This is a genomic window from Amycolatopsis pittospori, from assembly GCF_013870525.1.
Classification (GTDB): Bacteria; Actinomycetota; Actinomycetes; order Mycobacteriales; family Pseudonocardiaceae; genus Amycolatopsis; species Amycolatopsis pittospori.
This window is the reverse complement of the sequence record NZ_JACBXD010000020.1, coordinates 75,401-95,771: the sequence shown is the minus strand read 5'-3', so window position 1 is coordinate 95,771 and position 20,371 is coordinate 75,401. Positions and strand designations below refer to the sequence as shown.

Below are 20,371 nucleotides of genomic sequence, written 5' to 3'. Positions count from 1 at the left end.
GGTTAGAACCCGAATCGCCACTCACGACCCGAGGTACCGACAGGGTCAGAGGCGATCGAAGGCGGGCGAGTAGCGGAACTCGCCTCGAAGGTCGTCCGAGTAGGCGGCCAGGGTGCGGACCTGGAAATGCGGCGCCCATTCCGCGACCGGTGGCGTGATCCCGAGCGGTCCGGCGAGTACGAAGCCGAAACGGGAGTAGTAGTTCGGGTCGCCCAGCAGGACCACGGCGCCGTAGCCGAGCGCGTCGGCCGCACCGAGCACCGCGTGCACGAGAGCCGAGCCGATACCGGAAGCGTGATACTCGGGCAGGACGCCGAGCGGGCCGAGTCCGACAGTCGCCTTGTCGTCCGAGCCGAGCCGGGCGGGACTGCAGCAGACATGCCCGACGACTTCGCCGTCGCGTTCGGCCACGATGGACAGTGCACCGAGCAGATCACCGTCCGCGCGGAGTTCGTCGACGAGTTTCGCCTCGACCACGGGGACACTGCGTTTCGCGAACGCGGCCAGATGTACGGCGTGGATCGCCTCGCGATCGGCCGGGGTTTCCTGTCGGAGCAGCATGCGGCCGAGTGTGGTCCATCCGAAGGTAGGATGGAAATCGTTTTCCGCATCGCGACGTCGCGACTTTAGTAGGCGGCCATCCGTGTGTTCTTGCACGACTCGGAAACGACCGGTGGGCGGGAAAACGACCACCGGATGTGCGGATCCCCAATTCTTCGTGGGCCGTACGGTGCAAAACGCGACTAAAGGCGGGGGCTGAACGGTGCCCGACCTGCGTCGGAAGAGTGCCCAATACTACCGAGATGTCCGTAATGCAAGGTCTTCCTTAGGGTGAATCCGCGACTTAGTCTCAGCCTGCGCTCCTAAGTGGAACGCGCTTCACCTCTGAGAACACCCCAAACGATCCGGTGGGCCGCTTCATGCCCATGGGTCGACCCTGCCTGGGAGGAATATCTTGAACAATTCCCTGGGAACCCTGAAGAGACGTCTGCCTGCCTTCGGTGTCGCGGCTGCCGTAGCCGTGCTGACCGCGCTCGGCGGCACCACCGTCGCGTCCGCGGCGGAAGGCTCGATCGTCAACGCGGGCAGCGCCAAGGCGATCAAGGACAGCTACATCGTCGTGCTGAAGGACGGCTCGTCGGTCGAAGCCACCGCGAAGAGCCTGACGAACCGTCACGGCGGCACGGTCGAGAAGACCTTCGCCTCGTCGGTCCGCGGCTTTTCCGGCGCACTGACCGAAAAGCAGGCGAAGCGCGTCGCCGCCGACTCCGCGGTGGCCTACGTGGAGCAGAACCAGACCGTCTCGATCTCGACGGACCAGCTGAACCCGCCGTCGTGGGGCCTGGACCGGGTCGACCAGCAAAGCCTTCCGCTGGACCAGAAGTACAGCTACAGCACCACGGCGTCCAACGTCACCGCGTACGTCGTCGACACCGGCATCCTCACCACGCACCCCGATTTCGGCGGTCGCGCGACCCACGGCCGTGACACCGTCGACAACGACAACGACGCGACGGACTGCCAGGGCCACGGCACCCACGTCGCCGGCACCATCGGCGGCACGGCGCACGGTCTGGCCAAGGGCGTCAAACTCGTCGCCGTCCGCGTGCTGAACTGCTCCGGTTCCGGCACCACCGCCGGCGTCATCGCCGGTGTCGACTGGGTCACCGCGAACGCCGTCAAGCCGGCCGTCGCGAACATGAGCCTCGGCGGCGGCGCTTCGGCGACCCTCGACCAGGCCGTCCAGCGGTCGATCGCGGCCGGCGTCACCTACGGTGTCGCGGCCGGTAACGACACCGGTGCCAACGCGTGCAACACCTCGCCCGCCCGCACCCCCGAGGCGATCACGGTCGGCTCGACGACGAACACGGACGCGCGGTCGAGCTTCTCCAACATCGGCACCTGCCTCGACATCTTCGCGCCGGGCAGCAACATCACGTCGACATGGCTGAACAACGGCACCAACACCATCAGCGGCACCTCGATGGCGACCCCGCACGTCGTCGGCGCCGCCGCGCTGTACGCCTCGGCCAACCCGACGGCCACGCCCGCGCAGGTTCGTGACGCGCTGGTCAACGCCGGAACCAAGAACAAGGTGACCAACCCGGGCACCGGTTCGCCGAACGTCCTGCTCTACACCGGTACCGGCGGTGGCCCCGGCCCCGAGCCCACGCCCTGTGGCACGCAGACCAGCAGCGGCGCCGTCGCCATCCCCGACGCCGGTGCCGCGGTGACCAGCACGGTCACCGTCGCCAACTGCGCCCGCAACGCCTCGGCCACCACCAAGGTCGCGGTGAACATCACGCACACCTACGTCGGTGACCTCGTCATCGACCTGGTCGCGCCGGACGGCTCCTCGTACCGCCTGAAGGGGTCGAGCAACGACTCGTCCGACAACATCAACACCACGTACACCGTCAACGCCTCGACCGAGGCCGCGAACGGCGCCTGGAAGCTGAAGGTCCAGGACGTGTACCGGGTCGACACCGGCACGCTCAACAGCTGGTCGCTGACCCTCTGATCCACCCCTGAAATACCCGAAGGCCCCCTTCCTCCTGCTGGGAAGGGGGCCTTCGGCGTATCCGGCGGGGTGATTCGGCCCCCAGTTGGGGCGTTCGTCCACTAAGGACCTTCGTGAGGCTTTAGCCTCTGCGCATGCAGCCCGGACCGCCCTATCAGCAGGGGCCACAGCAGCCGTATCAGCACCAGGGGTACCCGCAGCAGGGATATCCCGGATACCCGCAGCCCGGATACGGTCCGCCGCCGCCCAAGAAGTCCAACACCGGCCTCATCGTCGGGATCGCGATCGGTGCGGTGGTACTGCTCGGCGGTGGCGGGGTCGCGGCCTTCCTGCTGTTGTCCGACGACTCCGGATCGTCGTCGTCCGCGGCGCCGTCCAAGAAGGCAGGGCCGCCGGACAAGTACACCTCCATGCCCGGTTGCGAGAAGATCGGGACCGGCGTGAGGAACCTGCCGCCGCTCGAAACGCCGAAGGGCGAGGAACCGGCGAGCACTTCGAACAACGAGATCGTCTACACGCGTTCGTCCTGCAGCTGGCGTGAGGCAGGCGCGCCTTCGGCCACGGTGAGCATGTACCTGGCGAAGTCGAAGGAACCAGGGTCGGGCGCTGGGGAGGCTTGGGCCAAGGCCGGGATCGAGAACGCCGTCAAGGACGGCGGCGTGGTCATCCCCGGCATGGCCAAGGCGACCAAGGCCGTGCACGCGAAGCTCAGTTCCACGAGCCAGTGCCAGATCAAGCTCCAGCAGGGCAACGTGGAGGCGGAGATCATCGTGACCGGCTCCGATCCGTCCGGCGTGCTCGACCAGGAGCTGTGCAAGGAGAACGCCTTGAAGGTCGCGAAGGCGACCTCCGAGGCGATCGGCTAGCCGACCTCCGTGACCTGGACCTGCCCGGTCGGCCCGTCGCCGAACGGGTTTTCCCAGCCGTGCCATTCCGCGGCGAGGACGTAGAGCGAACGCCCGTCCTCGCCGCCGAGTGTGCAGGCGAAGCAACCGCGATCGGCTTCGACCTTCTGCAGTACTTCGCCGCCTTCGCGGACGCGGACGCAGTGTTTTTCCGCCACGTCGGCGTACCAGACGGCGCCCTCGGCATCGAGGCAGATGCCATCGGGGTGATCGCCGCCGAGGTCGGCCCACACACGCCGTCCGGACAGCGAACCGTCCTCGGCGATGTCGAACGCGGTGAGGCGGTTCCCGTACGACTCGGCGACGATCAGCGTCGAGTCGTCGGGCGTGATGACCATGCCGTTGCCGAACAGGATGTCGCCGGCGACCTGGCGTACTTCGCCGTCCGGGGTGACGAGGGCGATGGCGCCGGGCGCCTGCAGGTCGTGGGAGCCGTTGACGTAGGCGTTGCCGCGGCCGTCTGTCACGACCTCGTTGCAGAAGCCGGCGACCGGGCTGAGGTCCGCGTAGACGCTCAGATCCGCGTTGAGCAGGTTGGCCTTCGGGCCGTCGACGATGAGCAGGCGGCCGTCGGGGAGCCAGTCGAAGGTGAGCGGCATCGCGGACGGCACGTTCGCGATGACCTCGCTCTCGCCGCCGGGGGTGACGGCGAGGATCTGCCCGGTTCCCCAGTTCGCCAGCCAGAGACGGCCGTCGTGCCAGCGGGCGGATTCGGGGAGCTTGAGGCCGTCGAGCAGGGTCTTCATGGTGTCTCCTTCGGTTCGTTTACCCCTATACGAACGGGCTCCACCGGTTTCGACACCCGAACGCCGTGAAGGCCTCCTTCCCTACTTTGAGAGTAGGGAAGGAGGCCTTCACGGACGGTCAGGCGATCAGTCGAAGGCCCGCGCGATCAGCGCCTTCTGCTCGACCTCGTGCACCTTGGACGAACCGGCCGACGGCGCGGCCATCGGGCGCCGCGAAACGACGTCCAGGCTGGAGAACACCTCCGGCAGCTTCCGCGGCAGGTTGAGGCCGAAGAACGGCCACGCACCCTGGTTCTCCGGCTCCTCCTGGACCCAGACCGCGGGAGCGCCGTTGTAGCGCTCGAGCGCCGCCAGCAGCTTCTTCTTCGGCAGCGGGTAGTACTGCTCGACGCGCACGATCGCGATGTCGTTCGCCTCGCGCTTCGTCCGCTCGGCCACCAGTTCCCAGTACAGCTTGCCCGACGTCAGCAGGACCTTGCGCACCTTCGACGGGTCGACGTCGGCGTCGTCGATGACCGACATGAACTTCGTCTGGCCGGTGAAGTCCTCGACCGCCGAGGTGGCGGCCTTGTTGCGCAGCATCGACTTGGGGGTGAAGACCACCAGCGGGCGGTTCACGCCGTCGAGGGCGTGACGGCGGAGGAGGTGGAAGTAGTTCGCCGGGGTCGACGGCACCGAGACGGTCATCGAGCCCTCCGCGCACAGCGAGAGGAAGCGTTCGATGCGGCCGGAGGTGTGGTCGGGGCCCTGGCCTTCGTGGCCGTGCGGCAGCAGCAGCACGACGTCGGAGAGCTGGCCCCATTTGGCCTCGCCGGAGGAGATGTACTCGTCGATGACGGTCTGCGCGCCGTTGACGAAGTCACCGAACTGCGCTTCCCACATGACCAGCGCTTCGGAGTTGGCCACGGAGTAGCCGTATTCGAAGCCGACGGCCGCGTACTCGGACAGCGCCGAGTCGTAGATCATGACGCGGCCCTGGCCCTCGGCCAGGCTGGCCAGCGGGGAGTACTCCTGGCCGGTCTTGCGGTCGATCAGCACCGAGTGGCGCTGGGTGAAGGTGCCGCGGCGGGAGTCCTGGCCGGACAGCCGCACCAGGCGACCTTCCATGGCCAGCGAGCCGAAGGCGAGCAGTTCGCCGTACGCCCAGTCGATGCCGCCTTCGCGGGACATCTTGTGGCGGCGTTCCATGACCGGCTTGACCCGCGGGTGCGGGGTGAAGCCCTCGGGCACGTTGAGGAACGCGTCACCGATGTGCTCGATGACCTCGGTGGTGGTGGCGGTGGGCACCTTGGCCGGGACCTGCTGCTCCTCTTCGACCGAGGGGCTGGCCTTCGCCGGGTGCTTCTCCAGCTCGCGGACCTCGTTGAACACGTGCTCCAGCTGGCTGGAGAAGTCGCGCAACGCGGCTTCGGCCTCTTCGACGGAGATGTCGCCGCGGCCGATCAGCGATTCGGTGTAGGTCTTCCGGACCGAACGCTTCGTGTCGATGATGTCGTACATCGCCGGCTGCGTCATCGAGGGGTCGTCGCCCTCGTTGTGGCCGCGGCGGCGGTAGCAGATCAGGTCGATCACGACGTCCTTGTGGAACGCCTGGCGGTATTCGACGGCCAGCTTGGCCACCCAGTGCGCGGCCTCGGGGTCGTCGCCGTTCACGTGGAAGATCGGCGAGCCGATCATCTTCGCGACGTCGGTGGCGTACTGGCTCGAACGCGAGTGTTCGGGCGCGGTGGTGAAGCCGACCTGGTTGTTGACGATGACGTGCACGGTGCCGCCGGTGCGGTAGCCGCGCAGCAGCGCGAGGTTCAGCGTCTCGGCCACGACACCCTGGCCCGCGAAGGCCGCGTCGCCGTGCATCAGGACCGGGAGGACGGTGAAGCCTTCGCCGCCCTTGTCGAGGAGGTCCTGCTTCGCGCGGACGATGCCTTCGAGGACCGGGTCGACGGTCTCCAGGTGCGAGGGGTTCGCGGTCAGCGACACCTTGGTCTCGCCGTCGCCGAACATGCGGAAGTACTTGCCCTCGGCGCCGAGGTGGTACTTCACGTCACCGGAACCGTGCGCCTGGCCCGGGTCGAGGTTGCCCTCGAACTCCTGGAAGATCTGCGCGATCGGCTTGCCGACGATGTTGGCGAGCACGTTCAGGCGGCCGCGGTGCGGCATGCCGATGACGACCTCGTCGAGCTCGTGCTCGGCCGCCTTGTCCAGCAGCGTGTCCAGCAGCGGGATCGCGGTCTCGCCGCCTTCGAGGGAGAAGCGCTTCTGGCCGACGTACTTGGTCTGCAGGAACGTCTCGAACGCCTCGGCGGCGTTGAGCTTCGAGAGCACGTACTTCTGGACCGCGGGGTCCGGCTTCTCGTGCGGGATCTCGACGCGGTCCTGGATCCAGCGGCGTTCCTCGGGGTCGAGGATGTGCGTGTACTCGATACCGACGGTGCGGCAGTAGGAGTTGCGCAGGACACCGAGGATGTCACGCAGCTTCATCCGCTCCTGGCCGGCGAAGCCGCCGACCGGGAACTCGCGGTCGAGGTCCCACAGGGTCAGGCCGTGGGAGAGGACGTCGAGGTCGGCGTGGCTGCGCTGCCGGTAGTTCAGCGGGTCGGTGTCGGCCATCAGGTGACCGCGCATGCGGAAGGCGTCGATCAGCTCGATCACGCGCGCGGTCTTGTCGACCGGGCCGTCCGGGATGTCGGCGACCCAGCGGATCGGCTCGTAGGGCAGGCGCAGGCTGGTGAAGACGTCGTCGTAGAAGCCGTCCTCGCCCAGCAGCAGCTCGTGGATGCGCTTGAGGAACTCGCCCGACTCCGCGCCCTGGATGATGCGGTGGTCATACGTCGAGGTCAGCGTCATGATCTTCGAGACGCCGAGATCGACCAGGGCCTTCTCGCTGGTGCCCTCGAAGTGCGCCGGATACTGCATGGCGCCGACGCCGATGATCGCGCCCTGGCCCGCCTGCAGCCGCGGCACCGAGTGGTTGGTGCCGATACCGCCCGGGTTGGTCAGCGAGATCGTGGTGCCGGCGAAGTCGTCGGCCGTCAGCTTGCCGTTGCGGGCCTTCTTGACGATCTCCTCGTACGCCTGCCAGAACTGCATGAAGGTCATGTTCTCGGTGGCCTTGATGGAGGCCACGACGAGCGTGCGGGAGCCTTCCTTGCCCTTCATGTCGATCGCGAGACCGAAGTTCACGTGCTCCGGCGTGATCGCGAACGGCTTCCCGTCGATCAGCTGGTAGTGCCGGTTCATGTTCGGGAAGTTCTTCAGCGCCCGCACCATCGCGTACCCGATGAGGTGCGTGAACGAGATCTTCCCACCGCGCGTGCGCTTGAGGTGGTTGTTGATGACGATGCGGTTGTCGGCCATCAGCTTCGCCGGCACCGCGCGCACACTCGTGGCCGTCGGCACCGACAGCGACGCGTCCATGTTCTTCGCGATCGCCGCGGCCGCGCCACGGAGCTGCTTGGACTCCGGCTCGGCGTCCTTCTCGACGGCCTTGGCGGGAGCCTTCGCGGGGGCAGCCTTGGGTGCGGCCGCCTTCGCTTCGGTCTTCGGGGCCGGCTTCGCAGGTGCTGCGGCCTTCGCCTCGGTCTTCGGGGAGGTCTGCTTCGCGGTGGACTCGGCGTTGCGGACCGTCTGCGCGGACGGCGCGGTGGCGGTCTGGCCGTTGGAACCAGGGCCCTCCTTGCCGGGGTCCCCGGAGGTCTGACGCGCGTCGTCAGCCTTGTCCTGCGCGGCCTGCGTTGGCTTGAAGTCCGCGAAGAAGTCGTGCCAGGCGGCATCGACTGAGGTGGGGTCGGCGAGGAACTGGTCGTACATTTCCTCGACAACCCACTCGTTGGGGCCGAATTGTGACGCAGGGCTGCTGCTGGACACGGCTTGGACTCGCCTCTATCCGTCTCGAGATCTTGAACACCGCTGATGCGCCTACCAGGCTAACCCCCTCGGTGGCGGCCGTGTGATGGAACTGGCCTGTGTGAGGCGTGGCGCACTAGGTGATGGGTCACTGTCTCGATCAAGAGATCGAAACCGTACCGCTCGCCGGGCCCTGCCTCGGCCGTCCGGGGGAGCAAGGGACCTTTGCTGTCGCTTCACCGTCTGTGCAGGTCAGGTCACTGAATCGTCGGTAAAGGTTGGCTGGGTGGTCGTGCCCGGACAGCCTGGAGTTCACGTCGGGGGGCTTCGCTGGGTGAAGGATGCGGCCGGTGTCGTGCCGGCCGCCGGTCACCCGCGAGGGGGCAGACGATGTGGCTGGATGAATGTCCGTCGTTCTGGGACGAGGGCCGCGTGCGCCCCTTGGTCACCGAGTCCGGCAAGGTCGTGCTGAGGTGCGACTCGTGCGAGGCGGTCTGGCCGACGCTCTCCGACTTCGAGGAGATGGAGCACGTCGAGCCCGACGAGCCGGACTGGGCGGTGACGGCCGGGGTGCACGTCCGGCCCGGGACCTTCCGGTGGGCCTCGGAGCGGGATCTCGAGGTCGCCGGGATGAGCGGCCTCAAGTGGCGGCCTTAGCCGGGGTACGGGCGCTCCGCGGGTAGCAGCGCTTCGGCGTCTTCGATGCGGTTCGCCGCGACCAGGGCGCCGATCTCGCGCATGACCGGGGTGACGTCGGTGACCGCCGTGATCCATTTGTCGACATAGCGATCGACGGCTTCGCCGCTGAGCCCCATCTGGAGCGAACGGTGCTTCAGCGCACCGAGCCGGATGCTGCGTTCCGGATCCCACTGGATGCGAACCGGACTGGTCTTGACCTCTATCCGCCACGCCTTCTGGTCGGCGTGGACGCCCGCGTCGTAGTGGCTGAGCGCAGCGTGCTCGAGCGCCCAGGCGAAACCTTCGCGAGTGATGTCGAGGGCGAGCACCCGCTCTTGACCGGGTTTCGCGGCCCAGCCGCAGCGGTACGCCATCCAGAGGAAGGACGGCTTGATCCAGGTCATGCGTTCGCGTTTGAACGGCGGCACGAACGTGCCAGCCTTCAGCGCGGCGTCGGCGATGGACGGCGAATACGCCTGATAGACGCGGATCGTGGTTTCGGTGTGGACGGCGCGGATCTGCCACGCCGGTGTCTCTTCTTTCATTTGCGGTACAGCGTGACAGGTCCGGGTGTCGGCGCGCGACCGTAATTTCCTTGCCCGCCAGGGCGGTGCTCGGCGGCGGAGGCCCGGACGGCGTTGCGAAAGCCACTTTCGCAACCTTCAACGTTGCGAAAGTGGCTTTCGCAACGCTCCCGGGAGCTGTGTGCTGGTGAGCGTCGGTGCCGGTGGTCGTGAGTGGAAAGTGTCGTTAGAACGACCCAAAACACTCACGACCGACTCAGCCCAAGGACCACAGCCGCGCGTAGTGCCCGCCCACCGCCAGCAGTTCCGTATGGGTGCCCTGTTCGATGATCCGGCCGTGGTCCAGGACCACGATCCGGTCGGCCTTGGCGGCGGTCGCGAGGCGGTGCGCGACGACGAAGGTCGTGCGGCGCCGGGCGAGTTGTTCCGTGGCGCGCAGGACGGCGGCTTCCGTGGACGGGTCGAGGGCGGCGGTCGCCTCGTCGAGCAGGAGGACGTCCGGGTCGACGAGTTCGGCTCGGGCGAGCGCGACGAGTTGCCGCTGTCCGGCCGAGAGGGACCGGCCGCGTTCGCCGACGGGCTGGTGGAAACCGGCCGGGAGCGCGGCGACGCCGTCGAGCGCGCCGACGGACCGCACGGCCGCCTCGACTTCCGCGTCCGTCGCGGAAGGCCTGCCGTAGCGCACGTTGTCCGCGACGGTTCCCGAGAACAGATGCGCTTCCTGTGGCACCACGCCCATTCGGGTGCGTAGCGCGGCGAGGTCGTACTCGCGGATGTCGACACCGTCGATGCGGACCACGCCACCTGTAGCGTCGTAGAACCGTGCGACGAGCTTCACCGCCGTCGACTTCCCGGCGCCGGTCGCGCCGACCAAGGCGACGGTCTCTCCGGCCGGAACCTCCAGTGAGAGCTGGGTCAGCGCGGGTTCGTCCGTTGCGGTGTAAGCGAAATCGACGTCCTTGAACGAGACTTCGCCCCGCAGTCGTTCCGGCACCGCGACCGGTTTCTCCGCCTCCGGAACGGAAGTCGGCGTGCGCAGCAGATCTCCGATGCGCGACAGGCCGACCCGCGCCTGCTGGTAACCGTCGAACACCGAGGACAGTTGCTGGATCGGCGAGAAGAACTGGCCCAGGTACAGAAGGAACGCCACCAGCACACCCGCCGACAGCGTTCCCGCCGCGACGCGGTTCGCGCCCACGATCAGCACCACGACCTCGGCCAGTCCGGAAAGCATCGCGGCGAAAGGGAAGTACGTCGCGACGAGACGTTGTGCCCGCAACCGTGAACGCCGGTACTCGTCACTGCGGGAAGCGAACTTCTCCGCCGTGCGCTCTTCGCGCGTGTACGCCTGCGCGACCCGCAGCCCGTTCACGTTCTCCTGCATGTCCGCGTTGACGACGCTGACGCGTTCCCGTGCCTCGGTGTACGCCTTCGAGGACGCGCGACGGAAGATCACCGTCGCCACGATGAGGATCGGCAGGACCGCCAGCGCGTATGCCGCCAGCCCGATGTCGGTGATCATCAGCGCCGCCGCGATCCCGACCAGGGTCAGCGCGCTCACCACGGCCTGCGCGACGCCGGTCTGCAGGAACGTCGAAAGCGCGTCGACGTCGGTCGTCATCCGGGTCATGATCTTCCCGGACAGCTCGCGCTCGTAGAAGTCGAGCCCGAGCCGTTGCAGATGCGCGTAACTGCGTACCCGCAGGGAATACAGCACCGTTTCGCCGACCCGCGCGGTCATCTTGGTCTGGAAGTAGATCGCCAGCCAGTCCGCGACGATCACCAGCGCGCCGATCCCGGCGGCCAGCCAGATCACCGCTTCCAGCCCGGTGCGCACGCCGTTGTCGATGCCGTACTGGTACAGCGCCGGCATCGCGATGGTCGCCAGCGCGTCGGCCGCGACCAGCCCGATCACCACGGCGAGCGGACCGCGCACCGGCTTCAGCAGGCGGCCGAGGCGGAACTTCGGTTCGGGCGCGGTGACGTCGGTGCCGGGGAGCTTCGGTGTATCCGTGGCCGGCGGGAGCTTCCGGACGCCTTCGAGGAGTTCGCCGGTCGGCGGAAGGTCGACGTCCCATTCGCCGCCGGAACCTTTCCGCTCGCCCGCCAGTTCGTCGGCCTTGTCCTGCTCCGGCCACAGCGCGGGGGTGATTCCCGTGGGATCGCAGTCGAGGCCCTCGCAGCGGTGCGGCTCTTCGACGTCGTCACCCGGTCCCGCGACGAGTTCACGGAACAGCGGGCAGCGCGCCAGCAGTTCGTCCTCCGTGCCGACGTCGACGACGCGGCCCTTGTCCAGGACGGCGATCCTGTCGGCGAGGGCGAGTGTGGAGCGGCGGTGCGCGATCAGCAGCGTCGTCCGGCTCGCGGTGACCGAGCGCAGGGTGTCGTGGATCGCGGCTTCGGTGACGGTGTCGATGGCGGACGTCGCGTCGTCGAGGACGAGCACGCGCGGATCGGTCATCAGCGCCCTGGCCAGGCCGAGCCGTTGCCGCTGCCCGCCCGAGAGCGTGAGTCCGCGTTCGCCGACGAGCGTGTCGTAACCGTCGGGGAGGCGCTGGATGAACTCGTCCGCTTCCGCCGCGCGCGCGGCCGCGCGGATCTCCTCGTCGCTCGCGTCCGGCCTGCCGTAGGCGATGTTGTCGCGTACCGACGAGGAGAACAGGAACGCCTCCTCGAAGACCACGCCGATCACGCTGCGCAGGTCGTGTTGACGGACATCGCGCACGTCGAGGTCGCCGACCCGCACCGAACCACTGTGCACGTCGTAGAACCGGGGCAGCAGCAGGGAGATCGTCGACTTGCCCGAACCGGCGGTACCGACCAGGGCGAGTGTTTCGCCCGGCCGGGCTTCCAGGGTGAGGCCGTCGAGCACCGGATCCGATCGCGTGTAGCCGAAGGAGACGTCCTCCAGACGGACGCCGAGCGGGCCTTCGGGCAGCGGCCGCGCGTCCGGGCCGTCCACCACGTCCGGTTGCGCGTCGATCAGTTCGTTGACCCGTTCCGCGCCCGCGCGGGTGAGCTGGGCCTGCACGACCAGGCTGGAGATCATCCTGGCCGGGCCGATCAGGATGGAGAGGTAGGTCGCGAACGCCAGGAAGGTGCCGAGGCTGACTTCGCCCTTCAGCGCGAGCACGCCGCCGACGGCCAGCACCGCGACCTGACCGGCCGCGGGCAGCGCCGCCGTCGTGGCCGTGGGCAACGAGGACAGCCGTGCCGCGCGCATGCGTTCGGCGAAGAGCTTCCTCGCCGTCTTCTCAAGCTTCGCGACTTCGCGCGCTTCCTGGCCGAAGCCCTTCACGACGCGTACGCCGGTGACGGTCTCCTCGACCTGCTGCGCCACATCGGCCGCACGCTGCTGCGCCGCCCACGTCGCGGGGAAGAGCCGTTTGCGGCTCACGGCCATGATGATCGCGATCGCCGGGGCGACCACCATCGCGATCAGGGTCAGCGTCGGCGACATCCAGAGCATCGCGCCGAGGGAAAGCAGCGCGAAGATCACCGAACCCGCCGAGAGCGGCACCTGCATCAGGACCGACGTGACCAGCTGCAGATCCGAGATCGCGCGCGAGGCGACCTGGCCGGTGCGCAACGCGTCCTGCTTGCCGCCGTCGAGCCGGGAGACCGCGTTGAACACCTGGCGGCGCAGATCGTGCTGGACGTCGAGCGCCAGCCGTCCACCGACGTACCGTCGGGCGAACGCGTTGCCGAAGGTCAGCACCTGCACCACCGCCATCACGGCGGCGAGCAGGCCGAGACGGGAGGTGTCGCCGGCGACGGCGCCGTCGAGCGCCTCGCGGATCAGCAGCGGACCGGCGGCCTGCAGCCCGACACCGATGATCGCCGCGCCCAGCGACAGGACGACCAGCCAGGGATGTTTCCAGCACGAAGCGGCCAGGCGGCGGATCCAGCCGCTGGAGGGTGCTGGGGTCGTCTCACGAGCCGGACTGGCTTGACGCGGACGCGGTGGAGCAGTAGTCACCCCGCCAGCCTAGGCGGCCACACCGACAAGCCCGGCCCGGTTGGGGGCGGCCGTGTGACATGAAAGGCCCGTTACTTGCAAAATTTGCAAGTAACGGGCCTTTCATGTCACACGTGGAGAAGGACTACGTGATGTCCTTCTTCTGGTTCACGGCCCAGCCGCCCAGGAAGAAGATCATCGTCCAGCCGAAGAAGATGAGCGCGGACGCCCACCACGAGAAGGCGCCGGGGGCACCGGCCGCGTACTGCAGTGCCCACGCCGTCTCGTCCTGCAGGCCGGGCACCTTCACGCCGGCGGCGCCGAACGCCTCCGCGCCGATGGCGCCCACGATGCCGTTGACCGTGCCGTTCGGCAGGACCCCGCCGAGCCAGGTGATGTCCCAGGCGCCGAACGAGACGAAGACCAGGACGTTCTCGACCACGAGCATCCAGATCGTCAGCGTGATGATGCTGCCGATCACGCTGCGCCAGACAGCGCCGACCCCGATGCCGAACAGGGTCGCCAGGATCGTCGCGAGCACGCCCGCGCCGAGCACACCCAGCCACTGACCCGCCGTCGGCAGGCGCGAGCTGTCGACCGTGATCACGGTGCCGAGGCTCGCCGCGCCCACGATGATCACGCCGTAGATGGCGCCCCAGGCGACGTAGGTGATCATCTTCGCGCTCAGCGCCGAAACCCGGTTCGGGGCGGTGAGGAACGTCGTCGTGATCGTCTTCTTCGTGTACTCGCCCGCGAGCGCGAAGACACCGAAGATGATCGGGATCATCGTGCCGATGTTGATGCCGTGCCCGAGCGCGAGCAGGCCGACCGGCAGCTCACCGGTCGAGATCCCCAGCGCCTCGGTCAGCTCGCGGGTGTCCGAGCGCCCGAGGAAGTCGCTGAAGTCGTTGGTGACCATGCCCCAGAACAGGGCGAACGCGAACGCGAAGACCACCGCGGGGATCATCAGCGCCCACCACGCCTTGAGCGTGAGCGTCTTGCGGAACTCCGCCTTGATCAGGTTGCCCATCAGCCCTGGCCTCCCCAGCCCTCGTTCTGGCCCTGCTGCTGCGCCGGCTGCTGAGGCGGCGTCTGCTGGTACTGCTGTTGCTGCGGCGGCTGCTGGCCCTGCTGGAACTGCTGCTGCGGCGGAGCGAAACCGGGAGCCGGCGTGTTCGGCGGAGCGAAACCGGGAGCCGGCGTGTTCGGCGGAGCGAACCCGGGCGGCGGCGTGTTCTGCGGGGCGTAGCCCGGAGGCGGCCCCTGATAACCGGGCGGCGGGCCCTGATACCCCGGGGGCGGACCCTGGTAGCCCGGCGGCGGTCCCTGCTGGAACCCGGGCTGCGGCGCGGCGTACTGGCCCTGCGTCAGCTGGAAGAACATCCGCTCCAGATCCGCGGTCTCCTCCTGCATGCCGTAGACGGCGATGCTCGCCTTCGCGGAGATGTCACCGATCTGCTGGACCGTGGCCCCGGAGACCGCGACCCGGCCGTCCGGCATCGGCGAGACCTGCGTGATGCCCGCCTCCTGCAGCGCCGAGACGAGACCGTTCGCGTCCGCGGACTGCACCAGTACCCGCGACTGGTTGCTCTTGCGCAACTGGTCGAGCGAGCCGTTGTACCGCGTCATGCCCTGGCTGATGATGACGACCTGGTCGATCGTCTGCTCCACCTCGTTCAGGAGGTGGCTCGAAACCAGGACCGTGCGTCCTTCTCGCGCGTAGGCGCGGAGGAAGTTACGCAGCCACAGGATGCCTTCGGGGTCGAGACCGTTCGTCGGCTCGTCCAGCACCAGGACCTGCGGGTTGCCCAGCAACGCCGTCGCCAGCGCCAGCCGCTGCCGCATACCGAGCGAGAAACCGCCCGCCTTCCGGTCCGCCGCGGACGACAGGCCGACCAGGCCGAGCACCTCGTCCACCCGCTGATCCGGCATCCCGATCGCGGCCGAGTACACGCGCAGGTGATTCCGCGCCGTGCGTGCCGGGTGGAAGCCCTCGTTCTCCAGCACCGAACCGACGATCCTCGCCGGATTCCCCAGCTGATCGTGCGGGCGCCCGTTGATGGTCGCCGTGCCGGTCGTAGGCGTCACCAGACCGAGCAGCATCCGCAGCGTGGTCGTCTTCCCGGCCCCGTTCGGGCCCAGGAAGCCGGTCACCGAACCGGGCTCCACCGTGAAGCTCAGGTTCTGGACCGCGTTGACCGCACCGAACTGCTTGCTCAGGTTCTGCACCGCGATGCGGCCACTTCCGTCGTGCATACCGTCCCCTTTTGTTGACGAAGGCCGATCACGCGACATCCTGCCGTACGCGGTGAGTCCGCACCTGCGGAAGGGGTCAATCCGCCGAAAGCGACCTTCATCACGTTCGGTGCGGTGACGACTCCGTCCCTCAGCGCGGCCGCCACTGGGCCGAACGGCCGCTGAACACCGGTTATGCGCCTTCGAACGCGGAAGTTCACCGACTGCGGGGGTAGTCCGTGAAGAAATATTTCCGAAGACATGGCAACCCCATGCAGCGCTCCGGCGACTTATTACCTACGATGTAGGAGGCGGCCCGCTCCCAATGACCCCCAGGTTGGTTGAGCGGGCCGCCGTTATCTTCTGGGGCCCGAGCCCCAGACCCCACGGTGCGGTACGCGGCGGTGGCGAGGTTGACTCGGTTCCGAAGACGATGAAGGTTCCAAAAAAGGGTGAGGCCCCCTCGTGGTCGAGGGGGCCTTCGGTGTTTTAGGAGCGAGGGACCTTTGCACTGGGGGTCGCAAAGGCCCCTCGCGTGGGAGTGTGGCTTGGGGATCAGGCCAGGACGGCGGCCAGCTCCGTGGCGGGCAGCCCGTGCGCGGCGGCGACCGGGGCGTTGGTCAGGGCACCCGCGTGCGTGTTGAGGCCCTTCGCCAGCGAAGCGTCCGCCTGCAGCGCCTTGTGCCAGCCGTGCTCCGCCAGCTGGACGGCGTACGGCAGCGTCACGTTGGTGAGGCCGTAGGTCGACGTACGCGGGACGGCGCCCGGCATGTTCGCGACGCAGTAGAACACCGACTCGTGGACCCGGTAGGTCGGCTCGTCGTGCGTGGTCGGACGCGAGTCGGCGAAGCAGCCGCCCTGGTCGATCGCGATGTCCACCAGCACGCTGCCGGGACGCATCCGCGAGACGAGGTCGTTCGAGACCAGCTTCGGGGCCTTCGCGCCGGGGACGAGCACCGCGCCGATGACCATGTCGGCTTCCAGCACCGACTGCTCGACCGAAAGGGCGTTCGAGGTCACCGTGCGGATGCGGCCGCCGAAGTCGTTGTCGATCTGACGGAGGCGGTCGACGTTGGTGTCGAGGATCTCGACGTCCGAGCCGAGGCCGAGCGCGACGCGGGCCGCGTTGATGCCGGCGACGCCGCCGCCGATGACGACCACCCGCGCCGGGTGCACGCCGGGGATGCCGCCCGGCAGCACGCCGCGGCCACCGCTCGGCTTCATCAGGGAGTACGCGCCCACCTGCGGAGCCAGCCGGCCTGCGACCTCGGACATCGGCGCGAGCAGCGGCAGTGCGCGGTTCGGGGTCTGCACCGTCTCGTACGCGATCGCGGTGGTGCCCGCGGCCAGCAGCGCGTCGGTCAGCGGCCGGTCCGCGGCGATGTGCAGGTAGGTGAACAGCACCTGGTCGCCGCGCAACCGCGGGTACTCCTCGGCGATCGGCTCCTTGACCTTGAGCACGAGCTCGCCCTCGGACCAGGTCTCGTCGGCCGTCGCGAGGACCTTGGCGCCCGCGGCGACGTACTCCTCGTCGGTGATGGACGAGCCGAGGCCCGCGCCGGTTTCGACGAAGACGTCGTGGCCGCGCACGGTCAGTTCGTGCACGCCCGCCGGGGTGAGCGCCACCCGGTATTCGTGCTTCTTGATTTCACGGGGGACGGCGATACGCACTGCGTGCCTCCTGCGGCGGTCTACGGATGTACGGGCGTGCACAAGGTGCTGCCACTCACGGTGATGCACCCGGACGGCGGTGTCATCGTGCTGCCGCGACAGTCTTGGCGGGCGATCGTGGTCCTCGCCGTACAATCGCTTGACCTCCAGTCAGCTGGAGCTTGCACCTTGGGTCACATGAGAGCCGTGTGGTTGAAAGAGTTCGGCGGGCCCGAAGTGCTCGTCGCCGGGGACGCACCCGATCCGATCCCCGCCGCTGGCCAGGCGCTGATCGAGGTCGCCTTCGCCAACATCACGTTCGTCGAGACGCAGTTCCGGGCGGGTGGCGGCGGACCGTTCCGCGCGGAGCTGCCGATGATCCCGGGTAACGGCGTCGGCGGCGTGATCAGCGCCGTCGGCGACGGGGCCGATCTCGGCCTGATCGGGAAGCGCGTCGTGACGTCTACCGGCGGCTCCGGGGCGTACGCGCAGCGCGTCGCCGTCGCGGCCGATGCCGTCTTCGAGGTGCCGGACGGTCTGGCGCTCGACGCGGCTGTCGCGATCCTCGCCGACGGCCGCACGGCGACCGCGCTGGTGACGGCCGCGGGGATCCAGCCGGGGGAGCGCGTGCTGGTCGAGGCGGCCGCCGGGGGTGTCGGCGGCCTGATCGTCCAGCTCGCCAAGGCGGCGGGCGCGGAGGTCGTCGGCGCGGCCGGTGGTCCGGCGAAGGTCGAGCACGTCCTGGAGCGGGGCGCCGATCTGGCCGTCGACTACAGAGAGAGGGACTGGGCGGCCAAGGCCGGCGATGTGGACGTCGTGTTCGACGGCGTCGGCGGTGAGATCGGGACGACGGCGTTCGGGTTGCTGAAGCCCGGTGGCCGGATGCTGATCTACGGACTGTCGAGTGGCTCGTGGACAGAGGTGTCCGAAGAGGACGCCTCCGCCCGCGGGGTCACGGTGATCCGGGAGATCGGCGGTCCGGTCCAGATGCGGGCCTTCACCGAGTCCGCGCTCGCCGAGGCCGCCGCCGGGCGGCTGGAACCCGTGATCGGACAACGTTTTCCCTTGGACCGGGCGGCGGAGGCGCATGCGGTGATGCAGTCACGGGGCGCGGTCGGCAAGACGCTGCTCGAGGTCTGATGGTCGAAGTCCCACGTGGACGGCGCCGACGAGATCAAAGGGGATGCGCGTTTTCGTTCTTACCCGCACGATGATCCCGAGGTGAAAGAGGTCGTCCGGCGGGCCGCGACCGCTGGGGGTGGTCGCGGCCTGCAACCTGCGAAACGGGAAATGCAGCACGATCGAGTCAAGATGTTGATCTTACTGGCCGGTAAGCTGCCATTCTGTTGCGCATGACAAATCAGGACTGGCGTCGGGAGCGGCGCGTCCGCACCGTCGACACCGAAGGCAATCCGGCCGATGTCGTCGTGGGCCTGGTCGAAACTCCGGGAAATGGTTACGAAGCCGCGCTGCGGGTCGACGGTGGCCCCAGTGTCCTTCTGCCGCTTTACCCCGGCGCCGATCTGCTCGCCGCGGTACGGCAGACCATCGAGGACGGATATCGCGCCAGCGCGCACTAGCCGCCGGATGTCAGGAAAGGGTCTTTCACGACTGCGACGCTGTTTCAAAGCGTGTCATGAAAGACCCTTTCCTGACGTCTGCGCACGGTTCTGTCGCACGACAAAGTGTTCGTTATCGAACAGAATGAAGTGGAATACCGGTCAGCTCCACCGGACCGAAACGAGTTGCGTGATCAACGCGAGCCGGACGTCGGGATCGTCCAGATCCAGGGGCACCAGATCGAGCAGCCGCCGCATCCGGTATCGCAGGGTGTTCGGATGAATTCTGAGTTCTTTCGCGGCCGCGCGCGGGTCTCCGGGATGCCGGAGCCACTGGTAGAGAGTGTCGACGTAGCCGGTCTCGTGGGTCTCGTCGTGTGTCCGCAGCAACCCGAGCGGACCGAGCTCCGCGACCTTCGCGGTACTCGCCGCCGTCGCCCCGCGATGGAGCGAGAGGGCCGTCCACGCTTCGTCGAAGACCACCACGCGGCCGGGGACGAGCTTCGCGCGAAGCAGGCTCAGTGCCTCGTCGGCCTGCGCGCGCGACGTCGCGAGTTCGCCGATTTCGCAGGCTGACCCCGCCGCCGCGCGCGGTGTCCCGCCGCGACGCGACGCCGGCAGCGCCTCGAGCGCGGCGCGGAGTTCGCTCCAGCCGTCGCCGTCCGGGACGACGGCGTAGAGCACGCCGCCGAGTTCGGTCGCCACGGGACGCTGTCCGACACCTTGCGAAATCCGCTCGAGAAGAGCGAGCCGTAGCCCTTCGTCGTCGCGACCGTCGCCGCCGGAGACCTCGATGACGACGACGCGGTGCGGCTCTTCGGACAGGTCGAGTTCCGCGATCGCCTTGCGGGGACTCGCCTTCCCTTCGAGGACGGCGCGCAGGAGCTCGGCCGAGACCCGGCGCTGGGAGTCGGTGTGCGCGCGACGGCGCAGCAGGTGCAGCGCGACGACGGGCGCCGCGTCGGCGAACGCGGCCGCGCGTTCGTCGGAGACCGGGCCGGCGACGACGGCCCACATCGAACCGAGCAGTTCGCCGCCCATCCGGATCGGCACGATGAGCCGCGGCAGCGTCCCGTCGCGCTGTGCGGGTACGAAGATCGTTTGCCGCCCACGGGAAAGCTCGCGGAACACGCCTCGCGACCGGAACCGCGCGAGGACGTCGTCGGGGATGCGACGCCCCATGATCGTGGACACGCGCGCGGAGTCGGTCAGGTCCTGCCGGGCCGAGTAGGCGAGCACGCGCGAGTTCGTGTCCTCGATGGTCACCGGCGCGTCGACGACCGAAGCGACCGCGTCCGCGAGGCGGAACAGGTCGCCGGAGCCGGGTCCGCCGCCGTCTTCCAGTGCGTCGGACTCGTCGGCGAGGGCGTCGAGGACGGTCCGGAGCAGCCAGACGAGCTGGGCCCACGACGTCGCCGAGCGCACTTCGATCAACGCGATGTCCGCCGATTTCGCCGCCCGCTTCACCGACGGTTTCGCCGCGAGCGGGGGTTTCAGCAGGACGGCGGCGGCGCCTTTCGACGCGCTGAGCTTGACGAGTTCCGCCGCGTCCGACGTCTCGGTGATCGCGACACCCAGCACGAGGTCGCCCGCCGCGAGGGTGGTGCCGGGTTCGGCGATGACGACGTCGCCGACCGCCGGGGACTCCTCGGGGACCTGGAGGGCGTGCAACAGCGTCGGACCCACCCGGTCTACGACACTGCGCACCGACACCATCCTGCGATTGTCCAGCAGGTGGGAGCCGCGCACACG

14 protein-coding genes are annotated in these 20,371 nt (G+C 68.5%); 5 read left to right on the top strand and 9 right to left on the bottom strand.

Annotation, left to right across the window (positions count from 1 at the left end):
- Window positions 1–45: 45 nt before the first annotated feature.
- Window positions 46–561 carry a GNAT family N-acetyltransferase gene (locus H5J31_RS14195; protein ID WP_181773012.1) on the bottom strand — a complete coding sequence of 172 codons (516 nt, stop codon included), beginning with the start codon at window positions 559–561 and terminating at the stop codon, window positions 46–48.
- Between the two features lie 394 nt (window positions 562–955).
- Here H5J31_RS14195 and H5J31_RS14190 point away from each other — a divergent pair, with 394 nt between their 5' ends.
- Together H5J31_RS14190 and H5J31_RS14185 are read left to right on the top strand one after the other, a co-directional pair.
- Window positions 956–2,521 carry a S8 family peptidase gene (locus tag H5J31_RS14190; protein ID WP_181773011.1) on the top strand — a complete coding sequence of 522 codons (1,566 nt, stop codon included), beginning with the start codon at window positions 956–958 and terminating at the stop codon, window positions 2,519–2,521.
- A 134-nt stretch (window positions 2,522–2,655) separates the two neighbouring features.
- The gene (locus tag H5J31_RS14185; protein WP_181773010.1) at window positions 2,656–3,387 is read left to right on the top strand and encodes a hypothetical protein; all 732 of its coding nucleotides are present in this window, start codon (window positions 2,656–2,658) and stop codon (window positions 3,385–3,387) included.
- On the opposite strand, the gene H5J31_RS14180 is transcribed toward H5J31_RS14185, so the two are convergent.
- Window positions 3,384–4,172, bottom strand: coding sequence for an SMP-30/gluconolactonase/LRE family protein (locus tag H5J31_RS14180; protein WP_181773009.1), 789 nt, complete (start codon window positions 4,170–4,172; stop codon window positions 3,384–3,386). The genes H5J31_RS14185 and H5J31_RS14180 overlap by 4 nt on opposite strands.
- A 126-nt stretch (window positions 4,173–4,298) precedes the next feature.
- Window positions 4,299–8,036, bottom strand: a complete 3,738-nt coding sequence (locus H5J31_RS14175) for a multifunctional oxoglutarate decarboxylase/oxoglutarate dehydrogenase thiamine pyrophosphate-binding subunit/dihydrolipoyllysine-residue succinyltransferase subunit (RefSeq protein WP_181773008.1) — start codon at window positions 8,034–8,036, stop codon at window positions 4,299–4,301.
- A 369-nt stretch (window positions 8,037–8,405) separates the two neighbouring features.
- Between H5J31_RS14175 and H5J31_RS14170 the strand changes: the two genes are divergently transcribed.
- Window positions 8,406–8,672, top strand: coding sequence for a hypothetical protein (locus H5J31_RS14170; protein ID WP_181773007.1), 267 nt, complete (start codon window positions 8,406–8,408; stop codon window positions 8,670–8,672).
- Here H5J31_RS14170 and H5J31_RS14165 read toward each other — a convergent pair.
- From H5J31_RS14165 to ald, 5 genes are all read right to left on the bottom strand, one after another.
- Window positions 8,669–9,238, bottom strand: a complete 570-nt coding sequence (locus H5J31_RS14165; protein ID WP_181773006.1) for a DUF4291 domain-containing protein — start codon at window positions 9,236–9,238, stop codon at window positions 8,669–8,671. The two genes, H5J31_RS14170 and H5J31_RS14165, sit on opposite strands and share 4 nt — an antisense overlap.
- A 235-nt stretch (window positions 9,239–9,473) precedes the next feature.
- Window positions 9,474–13,196: an ABC transporter ATP-binding protein gene (locus tag H5J31_RS14160; protein ID WP_181773005.1), complete on the bottom strand. Its 3,723-nt coding sequence runs from the start codon at window positions 13,194–13,196 to the stop codon at window positions 9,474–9,476.
- A gap of 124 nt (window positions 13,197–13,320) precedes the next feature.
- A complete protein-coding gene (locus tag H5J31_RS14155; RefSeq protein ID WP_181773004.1) occupies window positions 13,321–14,205 on the bottom strand; it encodes an ABC transporter permease subunit in 885 nt (294 codons plus the stop codon).
- Window positions 14,205–15,431 carry an ABC transporter ATP-binding protein gene (locus tag H5J31_RS14150; protein ID WP_181773003.1) on the bottom strand — a complete coding sequence of 409 codons (1,227 nt, stop codon included), beginning with the start codon at window positions 15,429–15,431 and terminating at the stop codon, window positions 14,205–14,207. The genes H5J31_RS14155 and H5J31_RS14150 overlap by 1 nt, the downstream gene beginning before the upstream one ends.
- 534 nt (window positions 15,432–15,965) lie before the next feature.
- Window positions 15,966–17,081, bottom strand: coding sequence for an alanine dehydrogenase (gene ald, locus H5J31_RS14145; RefSeq protein WP_181773002.1), 1,116 nt, complete (start codon window positions 17,079–17,081; stop codon window positions 15,966–15,968).
- A 177-nt stretch (window positions 17,082–17,258) separates the two neighbouring features.
- Here ald and H5J31_RS14140 point away from each other — a divergent pair, with 177 nt between their 5' ends.
- Both H5J31_RS14140 and H5J31_RS14135 read left to right on the top strand, forming a co-directional pair.
- Window positions 17,259–18,200 carry a zinc-binding dehydrogenase gene (locus H5J31_RS14140; protein WP_181773001.1) on the top strand — a complete coding sequence of 314 codons (942 nt, stop codon included), beginning with the start codon at window positions 17,259–17,261 and terminating at the stop codon, window positions 18,198–18,200.
- A gap of 212 nt (window positions 18,201–18,412) precedes the next feature.
- Complete coding sequence (locus H5J31_RS14135; protein WP_181773000.1) at window positions 18,413–18,640, top strand: hypothetical protein; 228 nt, start codon at window positions 18,413–18,415, stop codon at window positions 18,638–18,640.
- A gap of 141 nt (window positions 18,641–18,781) precedes the next feature.
- On the opposite strand, the gene H5J31_RS14130 is transcribed toward H5J31_RS14135, so the two are convergent.
- Window positions 18,782–20,335 (bottom strand): PucR family transcriptional regulator, encoded by a 1,554-nt coding sequence (locus H5J31_RS14130; protein ID WP_181773037.1) that lies wholly within the window; start codon window positions 20,333–20,335, stop codon window positions 18,782–18,784.
- Between the last annotated feature and the right edge of the window lie 36 nt (window positions 20,336–20,371).